The sequence below is a fragment of the Bacillus sp. JJ1532 genome, from assembly GCF_036965085.1.
Lineage (GTDB): Bacteria > Bacillota > Bacilli > Bacillales > Cytobacillaceae > Cytobacillus.
The window spans coordinates 54146-70413 of record NZ_JBALOW010000003.1 but is presented as its reverse complement, the minus strand read 5'-3'; the positions used below and the strand labels follow the sequence as shown (position 1 = coordinate 70413).

Here is a 16268-nt window from a genome sequence, read left to right as displayed (position 1 = left end):
ATTTTACATTAAATTGCCCTTGATCTTTTTTTCAATAAATCTTTGTCCACCCGCGATAACAGGATGGCAACGATAAATCCAAGCCAAGCAAAAATGATATTGAGATCAGGGATGCTGCTCTCTTGAATATAGACAATCGCGATCACAGCTAATAGAGAGGTTATGAATAAAAAAGTCATTTTGCCAAATGAAACAGGCACATGGTATAGCTTTTGGCTTTTAAAGAAAATATACGTAATGGCCACGATATAGGAAATCAAATAAGCCGCAACGCTTCCCCAAATCGAAAACGATGGGATTAATACTATGTTTAAAATAATATTCACAACGGCTGCCATTCCAAACGCGTACGAAATAATTTTCGTTTGTTTCGTAAAGAAAATGCCAACTGAAATAATCATATAGAAAAAATTCAGGAAGGTAACAGCCGACAAAATCGCAACATACTGATAGGCTTCATGATATTCGCTGCTTAACATGCGAATAATCCACGGCATAAGTGTGGCAACCATTAAAACACCAATGGTTCCTACTAACAGGATAGCATAGTAGAGCTTCGCAAATAAAACGGGACTGTCCTTTTTGTCCTTTAGTGACATTGAAAAAGGTCTCCAAGCCATTTGCACACCGCTCGTAAGTAGCGTTATTAAAGAAGCAAACTTTACCGCTGACCCGTAAATACCTACTTCGTGAAAAGAAGTAAACTTTTCTAATAGAAGTGAATTCGCGTTGACGATCACCCAGAATGCGAGAGATGCCGGAACAAGCGGTGCCGCATAGATTAAGATTTCCTTTAATAGCTTTTTATTAAAGGTAAATTTAATGAATTTCAATAAAGGCTTGATTAACAGCACAGCAACGATGGCTACACTGATCAGCCGTCCATATAAAATGCCATCGATTGTAGGGCTGACATAAGCTAAAAATCCGTAGGAAAAGACTGCAATTAAGAGCATTTTCAATATCGTAAAGATAACGACCTTTTTTGTAAAAAAGTCGTACCGAAGAACCGTTAAGATTAAGGCGATGACGGTATCCAAGGCCATAACCCCAATGGCAATGTAGAGCAAATTATAGAGGGCGGCATCATCTAAAAGCAGTTGAGCCAGCCATTGGCCGCCGATAAGAAAGACGATAGCAATAATAAGAACAATCAGGAGTCTAAAGGTCATGACGGACCTAACATAATCAAGCTTCTTCTTTTTATCCTCCGATTCGAAGTAATAAAAAGCGAGAGCCGAATCGGTGCCAAAGATGACTAAGAAGGTAAGCATCGAGGTAATCCGATCCAAATAATCTATTACCCCATATTCCGCAGGGGCAAGAAAAGAAGTATAGATAGGAAGCATGATAAAGGCAATCAGCTTCGTACCAACGTTCATAAATGCGTAAAGGAGCGAATCCGCTCCTAAACGCTTAATTTGGGCGAACACCCTATAATAGCTCCCGCTCGTCTACCATTTTGGTGAACTTAGCAGGAACTCCTTTAATCAATGTCTTAGGCTCTGTATCCTTCGTGACTAATGCACCTGCAGCCACAAATGTTTCTTCTGCCACTGTGATTCCAGGCAGGATAATGGAGGCTCCGCCAACACGAGCTCCTTTTTTCACATGGGCGCCCTTGATCTTATCAAAGCGCTCTTCCGTTCTGCCCATAAAATTGTCATTTGTCGTTGTTACGCATGGAGCAATGAATACTTGCTCTTCAAGAGTCGTGTAAGCTGTAATATAAGAGTTAGATTGAATTTTTGTCCGGTCGCCAATCTTCACATAATTCTCTACGGTTACCCCTCTGCCCACAATGACAAGGTTACCGATTTCGACATTTTCTCTAACGCTTGCAAGGTCCGCAATCAGCGTGCTCGAACCAATTTTGGCGCCGCGATAGATCACGCAATTCGCCCCAATTGTCACTTCTTCCCCGATTTCCAGTGCCGGGATTGAAGCCGAAAGCTTAACCGTACTAGTCTTAGCAGGCTTTGGCGGCTTCCCAACAACTGCTCCATCGGCAATTGTCGTGTTGTCGCCAATGATTGTACCTTCGTGAATCGTTACACGGTTACCGATGATGGCATCTTTACCGATTTTCACATCTTTTTCAATAACCGAAAAATGTCCAACTTGAACGGATGGATCTACTTGAGCGGAAGGATCAATATAATTCATATTCGAAAGTCTCCCTTTACCTTTAATAATATAGTTGCGGATATATCGCTAAATTAGCGGATATCTATGCCAATGTCGCGGATATTTCGCCAAAGTGGCGGATATCTGTGCCGATGTCGCGGATATATCGCTAGAGTGGCCGATATCTATTACAATTTAATATATTTATTCGGCTTTTCAATACCTTTCAATGCATTACGCGTATCAAAAATGACTTTGCTCTCTTGCGCAATCATGTTGTAATCGAAATCTGTGTGATCGGTCGTTATTAATACGAGATCTGCCTCATTTAATAGCTCTTTTGACAGCTCGACTGTTTCAACTTGCTGATCACATGATCTGAATGATTTTACATATGGATCAACCACAGTATAATCAGCGCCATGGTGCTCTAATTGCTCAACAATTTTAAGAACTGGTGATTCACGAACATCGTCAATGTCCTTTTTGTAAGCTACACCAAGGACAGCTACTTTTGCACCGCGAAGAGCTTTACCGTCTTCATTTAGAACTTGCATTGAACGTGTAATGACGTATTCTGGCATGCTGTTATTAATTTCGCCTGCAAGCTCGATTAATTTTGTATGGTAATTATATTCGCGCGCTTTCCATGTTAAATAGAATGGGTCGATTGGGATACAGTGACCGCCTAAACCAGGACCTGGGTAGAATGCCATGAATCCGTAAGGCTTTGTTTTCGCTGCATCAATTACTTCCCATACATCGATGCCCATTTTATCACATAAAATCGCCATTTCATTCGCTAAGGCAATGTTAATGTGGCGGAACGTGTTTTCAAAGATTTTCTCCATTTCAGCAATAGCTGGAGAAGATACTTCGTGTACATCCCCTTCAAGGACATTTCGATAAAGGGCAGCTGCCACTTTCGTACAATTTTCGGTAATACCGCCTACAACCTTTGGGGTATTCTTCGTTTTAAATTGCTTGTTACCTGGGTCAACACGCTCTGGTGAATACGCAACAAACACAGTTTCTCCAACTTTAAAGCCTTTCTCTTCAAGAGCTGGCTTTACAATTTCCTCTGTTGTTCCTGGGTAAGTTGTGGACTCTAATACAACAAGCATGCCTTCATGTGCATATTTCGCAATCTCTTTAGATGAGCTTTTCACATAAGAAGTATCCGGCTGCTGATAAATATCAAGTGGTGTTGGCACGCAAATAGCTACAGCATCAACCTCTTGAATTCGAGCGTAATCAGTAGTAGCTTCCAAATGACCGTTCTTGATCATATCCGCTAAATCTTGATCCACAACGTCTCCAATATAGTTAATTCCCATATTTACTTGCTCAACACGCGCTGCCTGCACATCAAAACCGATTACTTTATAGCCGGCTTTTGCTTTTTCAACTGCTAGCGGCAGACCAACATAACCTAGTCCGACTACTCCAATGACAGCTTCTTTCTTTTCAATTTTATTTAATAATGATGTATATACGTCCATCTTTATTTCTCCTTTTAGAGCAGATTACGGGCAGCAAGGCTGCCACTTAATGAAGTTTCACTTATAGAACGACTTTTTTCCCTGTTTCGGCTGATTCTAAAATGGCCAGTATTAATTTTACAGGAGCAAGACCGTCTTCGCCAGTTACAATTGGATTACGATTTTCTTGCACAGCAAGCACCATATCTTCGATGATGCATTGATGCCCTGGCTTCCCAAATGGATCTGCTTTAATTTCATTTTTTATTTTGTCCGCATCCTCTTCAGATACTCCCTCAATGTCCCATGTTTCAATGAAATTAGCATTTCGACCGCTAATTTTCACAGATGCAGTTTCGCCGAAAATCGCAAGGGACTCTTCCAAGTTTTTCGGATAAATGGTTGTCGCTGCTTCAATGACGCCTAGTGCGCCATTTTTAAATTGGACAACAGCCGCCGCAACGTCCTCTGTCTCAATTTTTCGCAGACGGGTTGCTGCCATAGCCTGAACAGATTCAACTGGACCCATTAGCCATAGCATTAAATCAAGATCATGAATGGCCTGATTCATTAGAACACCGCCATCAAACTCCTTCGTTCCTCTCCATTCAGCCTGATCATAATAAGCTTGATTACGATTCCAGCGAACTGTTGCATTCGCATGGCTTAGTTCCCCGAAGGCACCTGCATCCATTTGCTCTCTTAACTTCTGAATCGCTGGTCTGAAACGGTTTGGATGAACGACAGCTAGCTTCACACCGTGGTCATTCGCGTATTGAATCATATCTTCAGCATCCTGAAGCTTTAATGACATCGGCTTTTCTACAATAATATGTCTTCCGTTTTCCGCTACAATTTTCGTCAATCGGGCATGCAGGCCGGATGGTACACAAATATTGACGACATGGATTTCCGGGTTTTCTTCTAGCATTTTTTGAAGATCGGTATACTTTTTCACATTTGAATTATCCATTTCCAAACGTGCAGGATTTGTATCGCAAATAGCAAATAAATTTGCATTCTCTGCTTTTTCAATTGCCTCAATATGTTTGTTTGCTATATGCCCCATTCCTACGATGGCAAAATTAATCATGTTTGTAATACCTCCGGGCCTCGTTAATATAGTTCCAAAGTATAAGGATTAAGAAAGTCGCAAAAACTCCCAAAATTAGACCTGCTAATGAAAACTCCAATTTATAGGTGTCCACTGTCTTCACGTCTTGACTAACAATGGAAGGCGGCTCGAAAAAGGTTAAATCACCTTCCATTTTTTGAATAGAAGCTGAAGTTGAAGCCATTTCAAATTCTGTGTATTCAAGTAGACTAGTAATATGTGATGTTTCATCAATTGTTAAGTTATTGCTTTCTAATTTCGCACTGCTTGAGCTTAATACACCGTCAAGTGCATCAAGCTTGTTTTCATTCAGGACTATAGCGGCTTTTGTCGTATTAGATCTTAGGTCAAAATTTTCCAAAAGTGCCTTTTCAACACCTGACGTCATCTTTTGAAGATCCTGCTCAAGGCGTTCTTTGTTATCATCGTAAATTTTAATTTTTATATAGCTTTCACTTGATACATAAGTATCAATGACACCATGGACATCCTTGCCATATTCAGCCTCAATACTGATCGGATTCGTTAATGCCTTTAATTTTATGGATCCAGTAAAAACCGTTGCACTTCCTACATATTTTCCGTCTTTAGGAACTAAATATGAGCCTCCAAATCCTAATAGAGTAAAAATCAGAGGAATAATTAAAAAGAAAACCTTCTTTTTCCAAAAGAATACGAGGTATTCATATAATACAAACCTTTTCTGTTCTGCCAACAGGACCACCATTCCTTTTAAAATTTATCAATATTCTTTGATTCCCAGCTAAAAATGTTCCAACCGATCTCTATGAGTTAGAAGAAAGCCGGGAATTAGCCAGCCTTACTGGCAAGTAAAGAAACGCCCCCTTTTCGGCGACGTTTCATTCGGTTTTTTATTTGTTGTAAAACTCCTTGATTTTAGCTACAACATATTCCTGCTGCTCCTGTTTTAGTTCTGGGAACATTGGAAGTGATAACGCTTCTTTTGCAGCCTTTTCGGATTCAGGCAGATCTCCTTCTTGGTAACCTAAATCTTTAAATACAGGCTGAACATGAAGCGGAAGCGGGTAGTAAATCATCGTTTGTACGCCTTGTTCTTTTAAAAACGCTTGAAGCTCATCACGTTTTTCTACACGGATCGTATACTGATGGAAAACATGGTAATTTCCTTCTTTTACGACTGGAGTTTTTACAAGATCACCTAATTGATCATTAAGTAGCTGTGTATAGACAGCCGCTTTTTCTCTTCTAAGCTCGCTCCATTTATTTAAATGAGGAAACTTCACATTTAGGACAGCCGCTTGAAGCTCATCTAGACGGCTATTATAGCCTAATACATGATGGTAATATTTCGGTTTGCTTCCGTGCACGCGGATGACACGGCAATTCTCAGCTACTTGATCGTCACTTGTCACGATCATTCCAGCATCACCGTAAGCACCAAGATTTTTTGTCGGGAAGAAGCTGTATGTAGCAGCAGTTCCTAATTCACCGACCGTCTTTCCATTTTGTTTTGCGCCAATCGCTTGGGCAGCATCTTCGATAATGGCCAGATTATGCTTGTCCGCAATTTTGCGAAGCTCTTCCATATCTGCCATTTGTCCATATAAATGAACTGGAATAATCGCTTTTGTCTTGTCTGTAATAGCTTGCTCTACCTTCGCAGGATCGATATTAAATGTAACCGGGTCAATATCTACATATACAGGTGTCGCACCTGCACGAACAATAGATCCGCCTGTAGCAAAGAATGTGAATGGAGTAGTGATGACTTCATCACCAGACTTGATACCTGCAGCCTGAAGAGCAATATGTATCGCATCACTGCCATTTGCACAGCCAATCCCATGACTAACATTACTAAATTCAGCTACATCAGCCTCGAGCTTTTTAACGTTATCACCCAAAATAAATCGGGAAGAACTCATAACCTGGTCTAAGGCTGTTAACATTTCTTCTTTTAATTCTTGATACTGTTCACTTAAATCTAACATTGGAATGTTCATACTCATTTCCTCCAGCTTTCTAGATGAAATACTAAATTATATTATCACATAATAGACGATATGCAGACAAATTTCGTTACTGTTTTTTGACACTTTTCGATTTTTCTTTTCAAAAAAAGCCGTTTGCGGGCGTCCACAAACGGCCTATCCTATTGTCGTCCAGTAACCTTACGATACATTTTAATAACAGGCTGATACTTTTCATGGACTAGGCCAATCGCTTCAGCCAGCAGTTCAAAAATTAGCAGCAGGCCGAAGATGAGGAAAATACTAACCCAAAGTGTTGCTGTTGAGAATAGTATGGCACTTACGCTGAAAACAATTCCGAAACCGTAAATACATAATACGGTTTTTCTATGAGATAGCCCTAATGCAAGCAGACGATGGTGCAAATGTGATTTGTCTGGAGCAGAAATTGGCTTTTTATTGACAATCCTTCTAATGATTGCATAAGTTGTATCGAAAACAGGAACACCTAATATGATGATTGGAACAATAAAGCTAAATAACGTTACACTTTTGTATAGTCCAAGCAAAGAAAGGACGGAAATCGAATAGCCCAAAAATAAGGCTCCCGTATCTCCCATGAAGATCTTTGCCGGATGAAAATTATGGAACAAGAAGCCTAACGTACTGCCTAGTAAGATAAGCGATAGCATTAAGATCATCGGTTTCCCTGCAATTCCAGCCATAAAAGCAATTGTACCAATTACAATGGCTGAAATTCCGGCAGAAAGACCGTCAAGTCCATCAATTAAATTAATCGCATTCGTGATGGCCACAATCCAAAAAACTGTAATTGGATAGGTCCATAATCCAAGATCATACGTTCCGAAAAACGGGATCGTTAAATGATCAATAGTTAAGCCGCTTCCCACAACAGCACCAGCAGCAAGAAGCTGGCCAAGAAGCTTATACTTTGCTGATAATTCATATTTATCATCAAGAATGCCGGTAATCACAATAATAATGGCACCAACTGTAATTCCGGTAATTTTTTCATTGTATAGCCCACCGACAAAATAGCCTGCAACTACCCCTCCAAATATGGCCAAACCGCCAAGTCTAGGCATAATTTTTGAATGCACTTTCCTTTTGTTCGGTTTGTCTATAGCGCCAATCTTAATGGCTAATTTTATGACAAGGGGCGTTATCAGTAAGGATGTAACTATAGCCGCTAGAAAGGCAGCGATAAATTTTATCTCCAATAGTATCACCTTGTATTCGTAGTAATCCTGCTAGAGGCAAGTATTATCCCTCGAAAAAGCAAGTTTTATTCTATACCAATTCAGATTAATCCTAACATATATACAAAAGAATTCAATTAATTTCATTTTTACAAATATTACAGAATAGCAACATTTGATAACTTTACTATATTATCACCTTTTTCATAAAAAAGTCTTTATAACATTTCGCCCTAAAATGGCATTATCCTCTAAAATTGACGAATATTCTCGAAAAAGGTTTCAAATAATAGAGAATAATAGAATCTGTAAAAATTTAACTGCCGTTTTTCGACCAAATTATATTATACTACATTATATGTTATAATTTAGCTAGAAAAAAAGTTTTAGGAGAGAACAACATGCTATCTTTAATGAAGCGAGTATTTAATGAAGATTCTGCCGAACTAAAACGTCTATATAAACATGTTGCAAACATTAATGAATTAGAGGCGAATGTCTCAAAACTCAGTGATGAAGAACTTAAAGAAGCTACGCAATACTTTAAAGAGAAAATTGCGTCAGGCGTTTCGATATTCAATTTAAAAGAAGAAGCCTTTGCAATTGTCCGTGAAGCATCCAAACGCGTTCTCAACCTTCGTCATTATGATGTGCAATTACTCGGGGGACTTGTCCTCTTAGATGGCGGCATTGCTCAAATGGCAACAGGTGAAGGAAAAACACTTGTCGCAACACTTCCAAGTTACTTAAAAGCACTTGAAGGAAAAGGCGTTCATGTGATCACCGCCAATGAATATTTAGCAAATCGTGACTTTGAGCAAATGGGAAAAGTTTTTAAATTCCTTGGACTAACAGTTGGTTTAAACATTTCCCAAATATCAGAATCCGAGAAGAAAGATGCCTACAATGCAGACATTACATACGGAACAGGCACGGAGTTCGGATTTGATTATTTACGGGACAACATGGTCACACGTCTTGAAGATCAAGTGCAACGACCATTACATTATGCAATTGTCGATGAAATCGATAGTATTTTAATAGATGAGGCTAGAACGCCATTAATTATTGCTAGTAAATCTGATATTGCTACCGAACTCTTTCAAATTACTTCTGAAATTGTCAGAGACTTTGAAGATAGCAATCACTATGAATTTTACCCTGAAACGAAGCAAATCGTATTGGCTGATAATGGAGCGAATGTATTCGAGGAGGCTTTCGGAATAGAGAACCTTTATGATGCTGAGCACCGCGAACTGCTTCATAACATTATGCAGTCATTAAGAGCCCATGTGGTCATGCGCAAGGACGTAGACTACATTGTTAAAAAAGATGAAGTGATGCTTGTTGATCAATATACAGGCAGAATTATGGAAGGCCGTACATTCAGCGATGGACTTCATCAGGCAATTGAAGCAAAAGAAGGCGTAACGATTAAGGAAGAAAATCAAACACAAGCTTCGATTACCGTTCAAAATTACTTTAGAATGTACACGACCCTCTCTGGCATGACGGGCAGTGCGATTCCTGCGAAGCAAGAGTTCTGGGAAACGTATAATTTAAGGGTTGTCGCGATTCCAACGAATAAACCGAATGCTCGCCAAGATGAAGAACCATTAGTCTATAATGATTACGAATCGAAAGTGAAGAAGATTGTTGAAGAAGTTAGCAAGCATAATAAACTGGGACGCCCAGTCTTAATTGGAACATCATCGATTGAACAATCTGAGCGTTTATCTTCTTATTTAAAGAAAGCAGATATTAAGCATAAGATTTTGAATGCCAAAACCGAAGAAGACGAAGCCCTTATTATTTCTCAAGCTGGGCAAAAAAATAAAGTGATGCTTTCCACGAATATGGCTGGACGCGGAACCGATATTCTTCTTGGAGAAGGGGTACGGGAATTAGGCGGTCTTCAAATTATCGGAACTGAACTTCATGAAAGTGCACGGATTGATATGCAGCTAAGAGGACGTGCAGGCCGTCAAGGTGATCCCGGCTCCACTCAATTTATTATTTCTATAGAAGATGATATTTTCCATAGCTATGATAAAGAGGAAATGGACAGATGGAAGAAAAAAATGAAGTTCGATGAAACTGGTCTTGTCCAGTCACCAAACCCTGTTAAATTCGTTAAGAAGGTGCAGGAAACGGTTGAAGGTGCGCATTTCTCATCTAGAAACCATTTATTGAAGCTCGATGACATTGTTGACGAACAAAGAAAAATCATTTATAAGAAGCGCAATGATTTACTTACGATTTCTAATTTTAATGAACTGCTGAAGGAATCGCTAAATAATCATGTACAAAAACTCCTTGAAAAATATTGTCCAGAACATGTAATAGAGGAGGATTGGCCAACTGAAAGTCTTTATGAAGAGCTAACACTTGTTTTCGGAACTCCTCCTTTCCCAGCTTCCGAATTAAAAGGAGCCGAAAAGCAAGTCATCCAAGGCAAAGTAGACGAGCTAATTAAAAATCAGCTAGAGTTATTAGATAAGCTTGAGGCTAACGAAGATTTCCAAGTTCAAATCAAGAATATGTACTTGCAGACTTTAGATCACTCATGGATTGTCCATATGGAAATGCTGTTCCATATGAGAGAAGATATCGGCGTTCGCGGCTATGGACAGGAAGATCCTTACCGATTATATGCTCGTGAAGCGTACGATGAATTCTTGCACTTCTTAGCGGAATTGGATGCCCAAATTGCTAAGCAGGCAAAATTGTATATTCACCATTTTTTAGCTGAGTAAATACAGCCATACTAGCGGTGACCTCCATTGGGGCCACCGCACCATTCATTTTTATACAAAATACTATTTTAAAGGTGGCTTTTTAATGGGAAAAGAAAATAAAACGGCAGAAGGTATTAAAACGAAGCTATCCTACCACCCTGATTGGGATTTAACCGTTCAAGAGAAATATGTATTTCAATATAATCATCAAAAGCTTTCACGCCTTCAGCCGAACCAGCTATCAGTAAGCGGAATCAATCTATATGAATATGATGATGGCTTTGTGGTAACGGCTTTCTTAAGCAGCTCACTGCCACAAGCAATTTCTTTTGAAGTGATTGACCTCGTACTCGTTAATGAAAATAATGAACCACTAGCGAGAAAAGGCTTTGAAATGGACCTATTTGGGGAACTCCCTCCAAACACAAGCAGACCATGGAGATTCCTATTCGAGAATGACAATAAATTAGTAGAGGAAATTCCGAAAAAAGGCTGGAAGCTCGTATTTGAATTAAAGAAAAAGCAAGTAAACGAGCTCGCTCTTGATTTAGAGGATAGCTGGAAAGAAACATTAAGCGATGAGCAAAAATCAAAGCTTGAAGAGATTAATAAAAACCTTCCGCCGCTTCGGGATGGAGAAGTTAATTTCATGGGGCTAGAGGCTAATATGGTTGAAGGAAAAGGGCTGGCCGTTACATTACTTATTCGCAATGCCAGCAACCGCAGTATTTTCATTGAAAACATCCCTCTTGCATTTGAGGATGCGTCTCAGGAAGTGGTAGCGCAAGCAGGCTTCCAGCTAGATAATTTAGAAGTTAAGAGTCAAACATGCAAGCCATGGACATTTGTTTTCCCAGAGTCCTCTATCACAAAGGAGAACTTGGATTTGTCTAAATGGAAAGCGTATGTTCCACAATCAGCAAAAGTGGATGTGAAGCAATCATAAAGGATGATAATATCCGCCTATTTTTAAAGCGCCATGTCAGTGGCGCTTTTTTCTTTCGATCTGTTAACTCTAAAAACCGTCATATGCGCGCAAGTTTTCTTACCGAAAACCGTACACATAATCACTAACGTTAAAAAGAGGTCTGAAGCAGCATAGCTTCAGACCTCTCATTATTATTTACTAGCATCTAGTGCGTGGTATTCAATATGTGTTTTCATATCTGTAATAAAGGTTCCACCTAGGCCGTACTGCCCGCCGTGGTTTGAATCATATGTATAGACGCGGAACTTATCCCCTGGCTGAAGCACGCGAACCATTTCCAGTTCATTATTCTTATCGCGCTTCCAAAGATTAATCGGCTTCTTAATTTCAACGACACCGATTTGGTTTTCCTTTAGATCAAGACCCATGAACTTTCCATCTGCCGGTGGAGCTGGCGGAGACTCAAGGTCTACGAATCTTTTAGCACCTGCGTAACGATTCTTCCAATACTTTTCTGTATTTAAATTACTAATTTTGATACCATTTGTTGAATCTGCATGAATAAACTGGTTATCACCAATATAGATGCCTGAATGTGAGACACGAGATCCAACTGTTATAAAGAAAACAGCATCCCCAGGAACGAGGTCTTCTTTATCCACAGCAGTACCTGCATGATATTGATCAGTTGAGATTCTTGGCAGATCTACACCAAAGTGGCTGTACACATAGGATAAAAATCCTGAGCAATCAAAACCGCTTGTAGAATCTCCGCCATAAACATAAGGTATTCCTATGAATTTTTTACTATATTCAATTATATTAGTATTTGTATTTTGTTCTGCTGCACTTGCTTGACTAACCCCGAAAAAGGTAGGAAATAGCAATGAGGCTGTGATGATGACTTTCGCTAATTTTTTCATGTTGGCCCCCTGAATTCAAGAAAATTGTCATATCTTATCGTTTACTAATATGATTTTACATTATTTTCTGTCATTTTTACGTTTCAATTCTATTAAATAATAGTCGTTATATTACAATCATGTTACAAAAAAGACTATTTTACTAGGATAAGAGAAGTAGGTAATATAATTGACAATTTTTTTCATGAATATTGCTTGACAGGGTAAAAGTGTTGAAGAGACAAGCTTAAGAGATTAAATGTGCGAGGATCAGTTGGAAATTGTTATGAGACTGCACGGGTTGAGATGGGGATATAGTCGGGGGTAATCATGTTTATTCGACAGGATAAGCGGGCTGTTGGAAAGTGTTTAAATATCCTACCCTTAAACCCCGACAAAAACAGGAAAACCTTCTTGATACCAAGAAGGTTTAGGAAAAATCCGGCCAATTTTTTTGAAATTGGTCTCCTTTAATTTTTACAAGTGTTTTATATCGGAAAGGCATTAAATCGCTTGCATCTTTATTAATAAACTCTAGAGCGAGCTCTAAAGGAATGAGATGAAATTGATCCTCTACTTCAGAAAGAAAGAAAGCGTCCTTGATTTTTCCACTTTTCTTCGTGTCAATCAGTAAAAAAGCTGGATAATAGCTGCCATCATTAGCTTCGAGAATTGCCTTTGCCGTTACAAACCCTTTCGGCTCTTGCTCAATATCATCATTTGCTGTTTTATCTAAAGTTTTCTGAGCCCAGCCTTGTCGCTTATATCCCCCAATAATTTTCGGAGGATCCTTTTCAAACTGTTTTTTAATTTGATCGTATTCAGAACTAAATGACATTCTTTTCCCTCCAACGAAAAGGGTCTTTAAGGATTTTCCTAAAACTAGGAACAAAATTAAGATTGCATGTACTAGCGTATCATATCATAAATGACAAATCAAACAGATGTCTATAACAATTTTTAGCACAGTCAGAATTTTATAACTCCCCATACATTTATATCTTGTATGCTTCCCCATTAAACCGCTTAAATTACTATTGTTTTTTTATTAAATAAAAGGGGCTTTTCTCTGCAAAAACATTGAACAGCCAGCATGTTCTGCATTGAGAAAATTTGCCCCTTTAAAAATGATTACTTGTAAACAGCTTGAATCTGATCAATATAGATGATTCCACTATTTTTATTAGCGTCATCTACTTCCATATAACGGACTGGTACGTCAATGATTAGTGGCGTTTTGATCACTTGCGGAACAACTGCCTCCACATACTTCCAGCCTGTCCAATCTAAATTCTTCGTAAAATCAAGTTGGATTTCTTTATTATCCGCATCTTTCAGCTGCATTCTTAACCAATGTCCTTGGCCATCTCCGTACACCCACATACCTATTTTCTTAGGGGCACCTTTAATGGCAAGTGGTTTGACTGCATCAACATAAGCACCAGAGGTACCTGTTGTTCCTGAAAAATCATAGCTTAGCTTGATTGAATTTTTCCCAGTTTTGACAATAGAAGTTTCATTTTCAATTTTCACATTGTTGTATCTGGCACCTGAGGCTTTGTAATTAGCGATGCCACCCTCGAATCCTTCAAGCAGAATCGGTTCAGGTGTTCCTACAGTAACATTCACTTTTACAGAAACAGCTCCGTGACTGATCGTAATGGTGCCTGTTCCTTCCGTAGCGCCAGCTTTAAATTCACCTTTATTATTAATGGTGCCAATATTTGGTGTGACACTCCATTTAAATAAATTTGGATCAGTAATGACCGTTTTTCCTTTATAAATTCCTTTTGGCTGGATCGTATAAACGTTATTTTTCTCAACGATTATATCCTTCTCATCAACATGTATACTTTCCAGTGTATTGATTATATTAAGCTTAACCTTGCTGCTGATATTGCCAGCTGAAACAGCAATTTCACTTTGAGTCAGAGATGTTCCTACTGTATAGCTTCCATCTGCATGTTTCTTTAATGCTGGTGATGAAAAAGCGATTGGCTGTGTGACCGGTACCGCATTATAGAACTGATCTATTCCTTTTACGGTAATGCCTAAGTCCTTATATGTAGCCCCTGCAAAGAGTGTAACGTCAGCCGGGTTAACGACAAGCTGATGAAGCGGTCCTTTTAACCATTGGCTAATAAAAAGTAATGCATTTGAAACCGAACGTGGTGGTCCATCCGAAGGCTTGTTGACAACAGAGACTTTATCATCCCCATGGTCCCTTGTTACTAGGGTGGATGAGCCGCCCCCATCAAAAGTAAATGCATGAATAGCGCCAAGATCCTTCATAACTGACGCCATTTCCTGTAAAGTCAGACCTGTACTTTGCGTACTGCGTCCATCAACAACAGCTGTAACGATTCCGCCATCTGCTTTAATTCCAATGGCTGATCTAGGGTGAACACCTGGAACATCTTGGGGAACAATAGCACCATTTTTCACAAGATGGTAACGTCCGCTAATTGCCTCTGTTACATCATTCCATTCACTTGGAGAAAACTGAGCCGTAACCTCGACCTTGTCTCCTTCATTGACAGTTTGTAAAAAGTCGCTGGCAAAATGATGTCCTGATAAAACAAATTCGCCATCATTTAAGGATTCATTTCCAACTTTACTTACAACCTTTGACACCGTACCTGTTAAAACACTATGCCCATTCAACTGACCAGCATCAATTTTCACAACAACCTCTGTGCCAAGTTCATTCGTTCTTGTCGAGCTAGCAAAAGAAGGCGTGTAGAGTACAAGATGATTCGCTGATCTTGTACGGTTTACTGAATTAATTTTATATGGCTCTTGTCCATTTATTTGGACCGAAAGTGAAAGCTCTGGACTGCCAATGATCGGTTTCCCAGCATTGGTTAGCCCAAAAACAGCTAACTGGTTGATAGGAGTTTGACTTGTTGAAACGATATTTCCCTTTTGAATCATTAAGTCAATCGGATGGCCATTTTTATCAAAATAATCTCCGTTGATTCCTGCAATAACATGCTTACCTTCCGATTGTGCCTTGTTTGCTTGACTCGCAACGGTTTCAAACCCAAATAATTGCCCATTTGCCAATGATGTTTCCAAGCTTATCTTTTCTGTTTTCCCATCATATTCAACAGTATAAATCTTCTGTTTCCCACGGTTACTATCGACTGAAAGCTGTGTTTCCGTTACCCCAGGAGCAATTTTCTTCGATTTCTGCTCGGTTACAGCTCCGATCGAAAGCTTTCCAATAGGCTTAGTTGGAGTAGTTCCGCCATAAGCTGCTTCAAGCTCAGCAAGCTTTTTCTTAGATGGTGTACGATAATCCACATATCCTGCTATTTTCGTAATATAATAGCCGCCGCCAAGTCCATACTGACCCCCATGAAGATTGTCATAGCGATAGACCCTATATTGCTCGCCAGGCTTTAATATACGAGTAAAAACTAGTTTATTTCCATCTCGTTTCCATAGGTTAATAGGCTTAAGAACTTTAATTTTACCTACTTGCCCTTTAACCATTAGCAGGCCGTCCCAATATACCTTAGGTTCGCTTGCCTGAGCCGGAGATTGAAGTCCAAAAATCAATGCTGCCACAACTGCTAAGTTAATAATCCACTTTTTCCCCATTTTTCCTCTCCTTCATTATACTATTCTATTATTATATGACATTTTCCCAAAAAAATGGACAATTAACTACATAAAACGACTATTGAACTATGATATTGTTGGTTTTTGCTAATTTTGGCTTAAGATCTTAATTGTTGGCGTTCAAACCGGCTAATGTATGCATGCGAACGGGTTTTATTCGGGACGAATAACATGGAGAG

12 protein-coding genes are annotated in these 16268 nt (G+C 39.2%); 2 read left to right on the top strand and 10 right to left on the bottom strand.

What is annotated here, in order from left to right; genetic code table 11:
- Positions 1 to 8: 8 nt before the first annotated feature.
- From V7122_RS01720 to V7122_RS01690, 7 genes are all read right to left on the bottom strand, one after another.
- Entirely contained in the window at positions 9 to 1433 is a 1425-nt protein-coding gene (locus tag V7122_RS01720; protein ID WP_335525615.1) for a lipopolysaccharide biosynthesis protein, read from the bottom strand.
- 1 nt (position 1434) lies between these two features.
- Positions 1435 to 2166 (bottom strand): acyltransferase, encoded by a 732-nt coding sequence (locus tag V7122_RS01715; protein WP_335344509.1) that lies wholly within the window; start codon positions 2164 to 2166, stop codon positions 1435 to 1437.
- Positions 2167 to 2315: 149 nt separating this feature from the next.
- Complete coding sequence (locus V7122_RS01710; RefSeq protein ID WP_335344508.1) at positions 2316 to 3629, bottom strand: nucleotide sugar dehydrogenase; 1314 nt, start codon at positions 3627 to 3629, stop codon at positions 2316 to 2318.
- A gap of 61 nt (positions 3630 to 3690) precedes the next feature.
- Positions 3691 to 4701, bottom strand: coding sequence for a Gfo/Idh/MocA family protein (locus V7122_RS01705; protein ID WP_335525614.1), 1011 nt, complete (start codon positions 4699 to 4701; stop codon positions 3691 to 3693).
- Entirely contained in the window at positions 4694 to 5437 is a 744-nt protein-coding gene (locus V7122_RS01700) for a hypothetical protein (protein ID WP_335525613.1), read from the bottom strand. Before V7122_RS01700 ends, V7122_RS01705 begins: the two co-directional genes overlap by 8 nt.
- A gap of 157 nt (positions 5438 to 5594) precedes the next feature.
- Positions 5595 to 6707, bottom strand: coding sequence for a DegT/DnrJ/EryC1/StrS family aminotransferase (locus tag V7122_RS01695; RefSeq protein WP_335353277.1), 1113 nt, complete (start codon positions 6705 to 6707; stop codon positions 5595 to 5597).
- 149 nt (positions 6708 to 6856) lie between these two features.
- Entirely contained in the window at positions 6857 to 7915 is a 1059-nt protein-coding gene (locus V7122_RS01690; protein ID WP_335353276.1) for a glycosyltransferase family 4 protein, read from the bottom strand.
- Between the two features lie 380 nt (positions 7916 to 8295).
- Between V7122_RS01690 and secA2 the strand changes: the two genes are divergently transcribed.
- Positions 8296 to 10650 carry an accessory Sec system translocase SecA2 gene (gene secA2, locus V7122_RS01685; RefSeq protein WP_335525612.1) on the top strand — a complete coding sequence of 785 codons (2355 nt, stop codon included), beginning with the start codon at positions 8296 to 8298 and terminating at the stop codon, positions 10648 to 10650.
- 85 nt (positions 10651 to 10735) lie between these two features.
- Entirely contained in the window at positions 10736 to 11578 is an 843-nt protein-coding gene (locus V7122_RS01680; protein WP_335353274.1) for an accessory Sec system S-layer assembly protein, read from the top strand.
- A 173-nt stretch (positions 11579 to 11751) separates the two neighbouring features.
- Here V7122_RS01680 and V7122_RS01675 read toward each other — a convergent pair whose 3' ends face one another.
- The 3 genes from V7122_RS01675 to V7122_RS01665 all read right to left on the bottom strand — a co-directional run bounded on the left by V7122_RS01675 (position 11752) and on the right by V7122_RS01665 (position 16068).
- Positions 11752 to 12483, bottom strand: coding sequence for a C40 family peptidase (locus V7122_RS01675; protein WP_335344501.1), 732 nt, complete (start codon positions 12481 to 12483; stop codon positions 11752 to 11754).
- Positions 12484 to 12892: 409 nt separating this feature from the next.
- Positions 12893 to 13300 carry a hypothetical protein gene (locus V7122_RS01670; RefSeq protein WP_335344500.1) on the bottom strand — a complete coding sequence of 136 codons (408 nt, stop codon included), beginning with the start codon at positions 13298 to 13300 and terminating at the stop codon, positions 12893 to 12895.
- Between the two features lie 293 nt (positions 13301 to 13593).
- Positions 13594 to 16068, bottom strand: a complete 2475-nt coding sequence (locus V7122_RS01665; protein WP_335525611.1) for a phosphodiester glycosidase family protein — start codon at positions 16066 to 16068, stop codon at positions 13594 to 13596.
- Positions 16069 to 16268 lie beyond the last annotated feature (200 nt).

What these genes read in the sequence shown, in the direction of transcription:
- V7122_RS01715 (WP_335344509.1), bottom strand. Translation starts at nt 2,166, where the DNA reads ATGAATTATATTGATCCTTCCGCTCAAGTAGATCCATCCGTTCAAGTT.
- V7122_RS01710 (WP_335344508.1), bottom strand. Translation starts at nt 3,629, where the DNA reads ATGGACGTATATACATCATTATTAAATAAAATTGAAAAGAAAGAAGCT.
- V7122_RS01705 (WP_335525614.1), bottom strand. Translation starts at nt 4,701, where the DNA reads ATGATTAATTTTGCCATCGTAGGAATGGGGCATATAGCAAACAAACAT.
- V7122_RS01695 (WP_335353277.1), bottom strand. Translation starts at nt 6,707, where the DNA reads ATGAACATTCCAATGTTAGATTTAAGTGAACAGTATCAAGAATTAAAA.
- secA2 (WP_335525612.1), top strand. Translation starts at nt 8,296, where the DNA reads ATGCTATCTTTAATGAAGCGAGTATTTAATGAAGATTCTGCCGAACTA.
- V7122_RS01680 (WP_335353274.1), top strand. Translation starts at nt 10,736, where the DNA reads ATGGGAAAAGAAAATAAAACGGCAGAAGGTATTAAAACGAAGCTATCC.
- V7122_RS01675 (WP_335344501.1), bottom strand. Translation starts at nt 12,483, where the DNA reads ATGAAAAAATTAGCGAAAGTCATCATCACAGCCTCATTGCTATTTCCT.
- V7122_RS01670 (WP_335344500.1), bottom strand. Translation starts at nt 13,300, where the DNA reads ATGTCATTTAGTTCTGAATACGATCAAATTAAAAAACAGTTTGAAAAG.
- V7122_RS01665 (WP_335525611.1), bottom strand. Translation starts at nt 16,068, where the DNA reads ATGGGGAAAAAGTGGATTATTAACTTAGCAGTTGTGGCAGCATTGATT.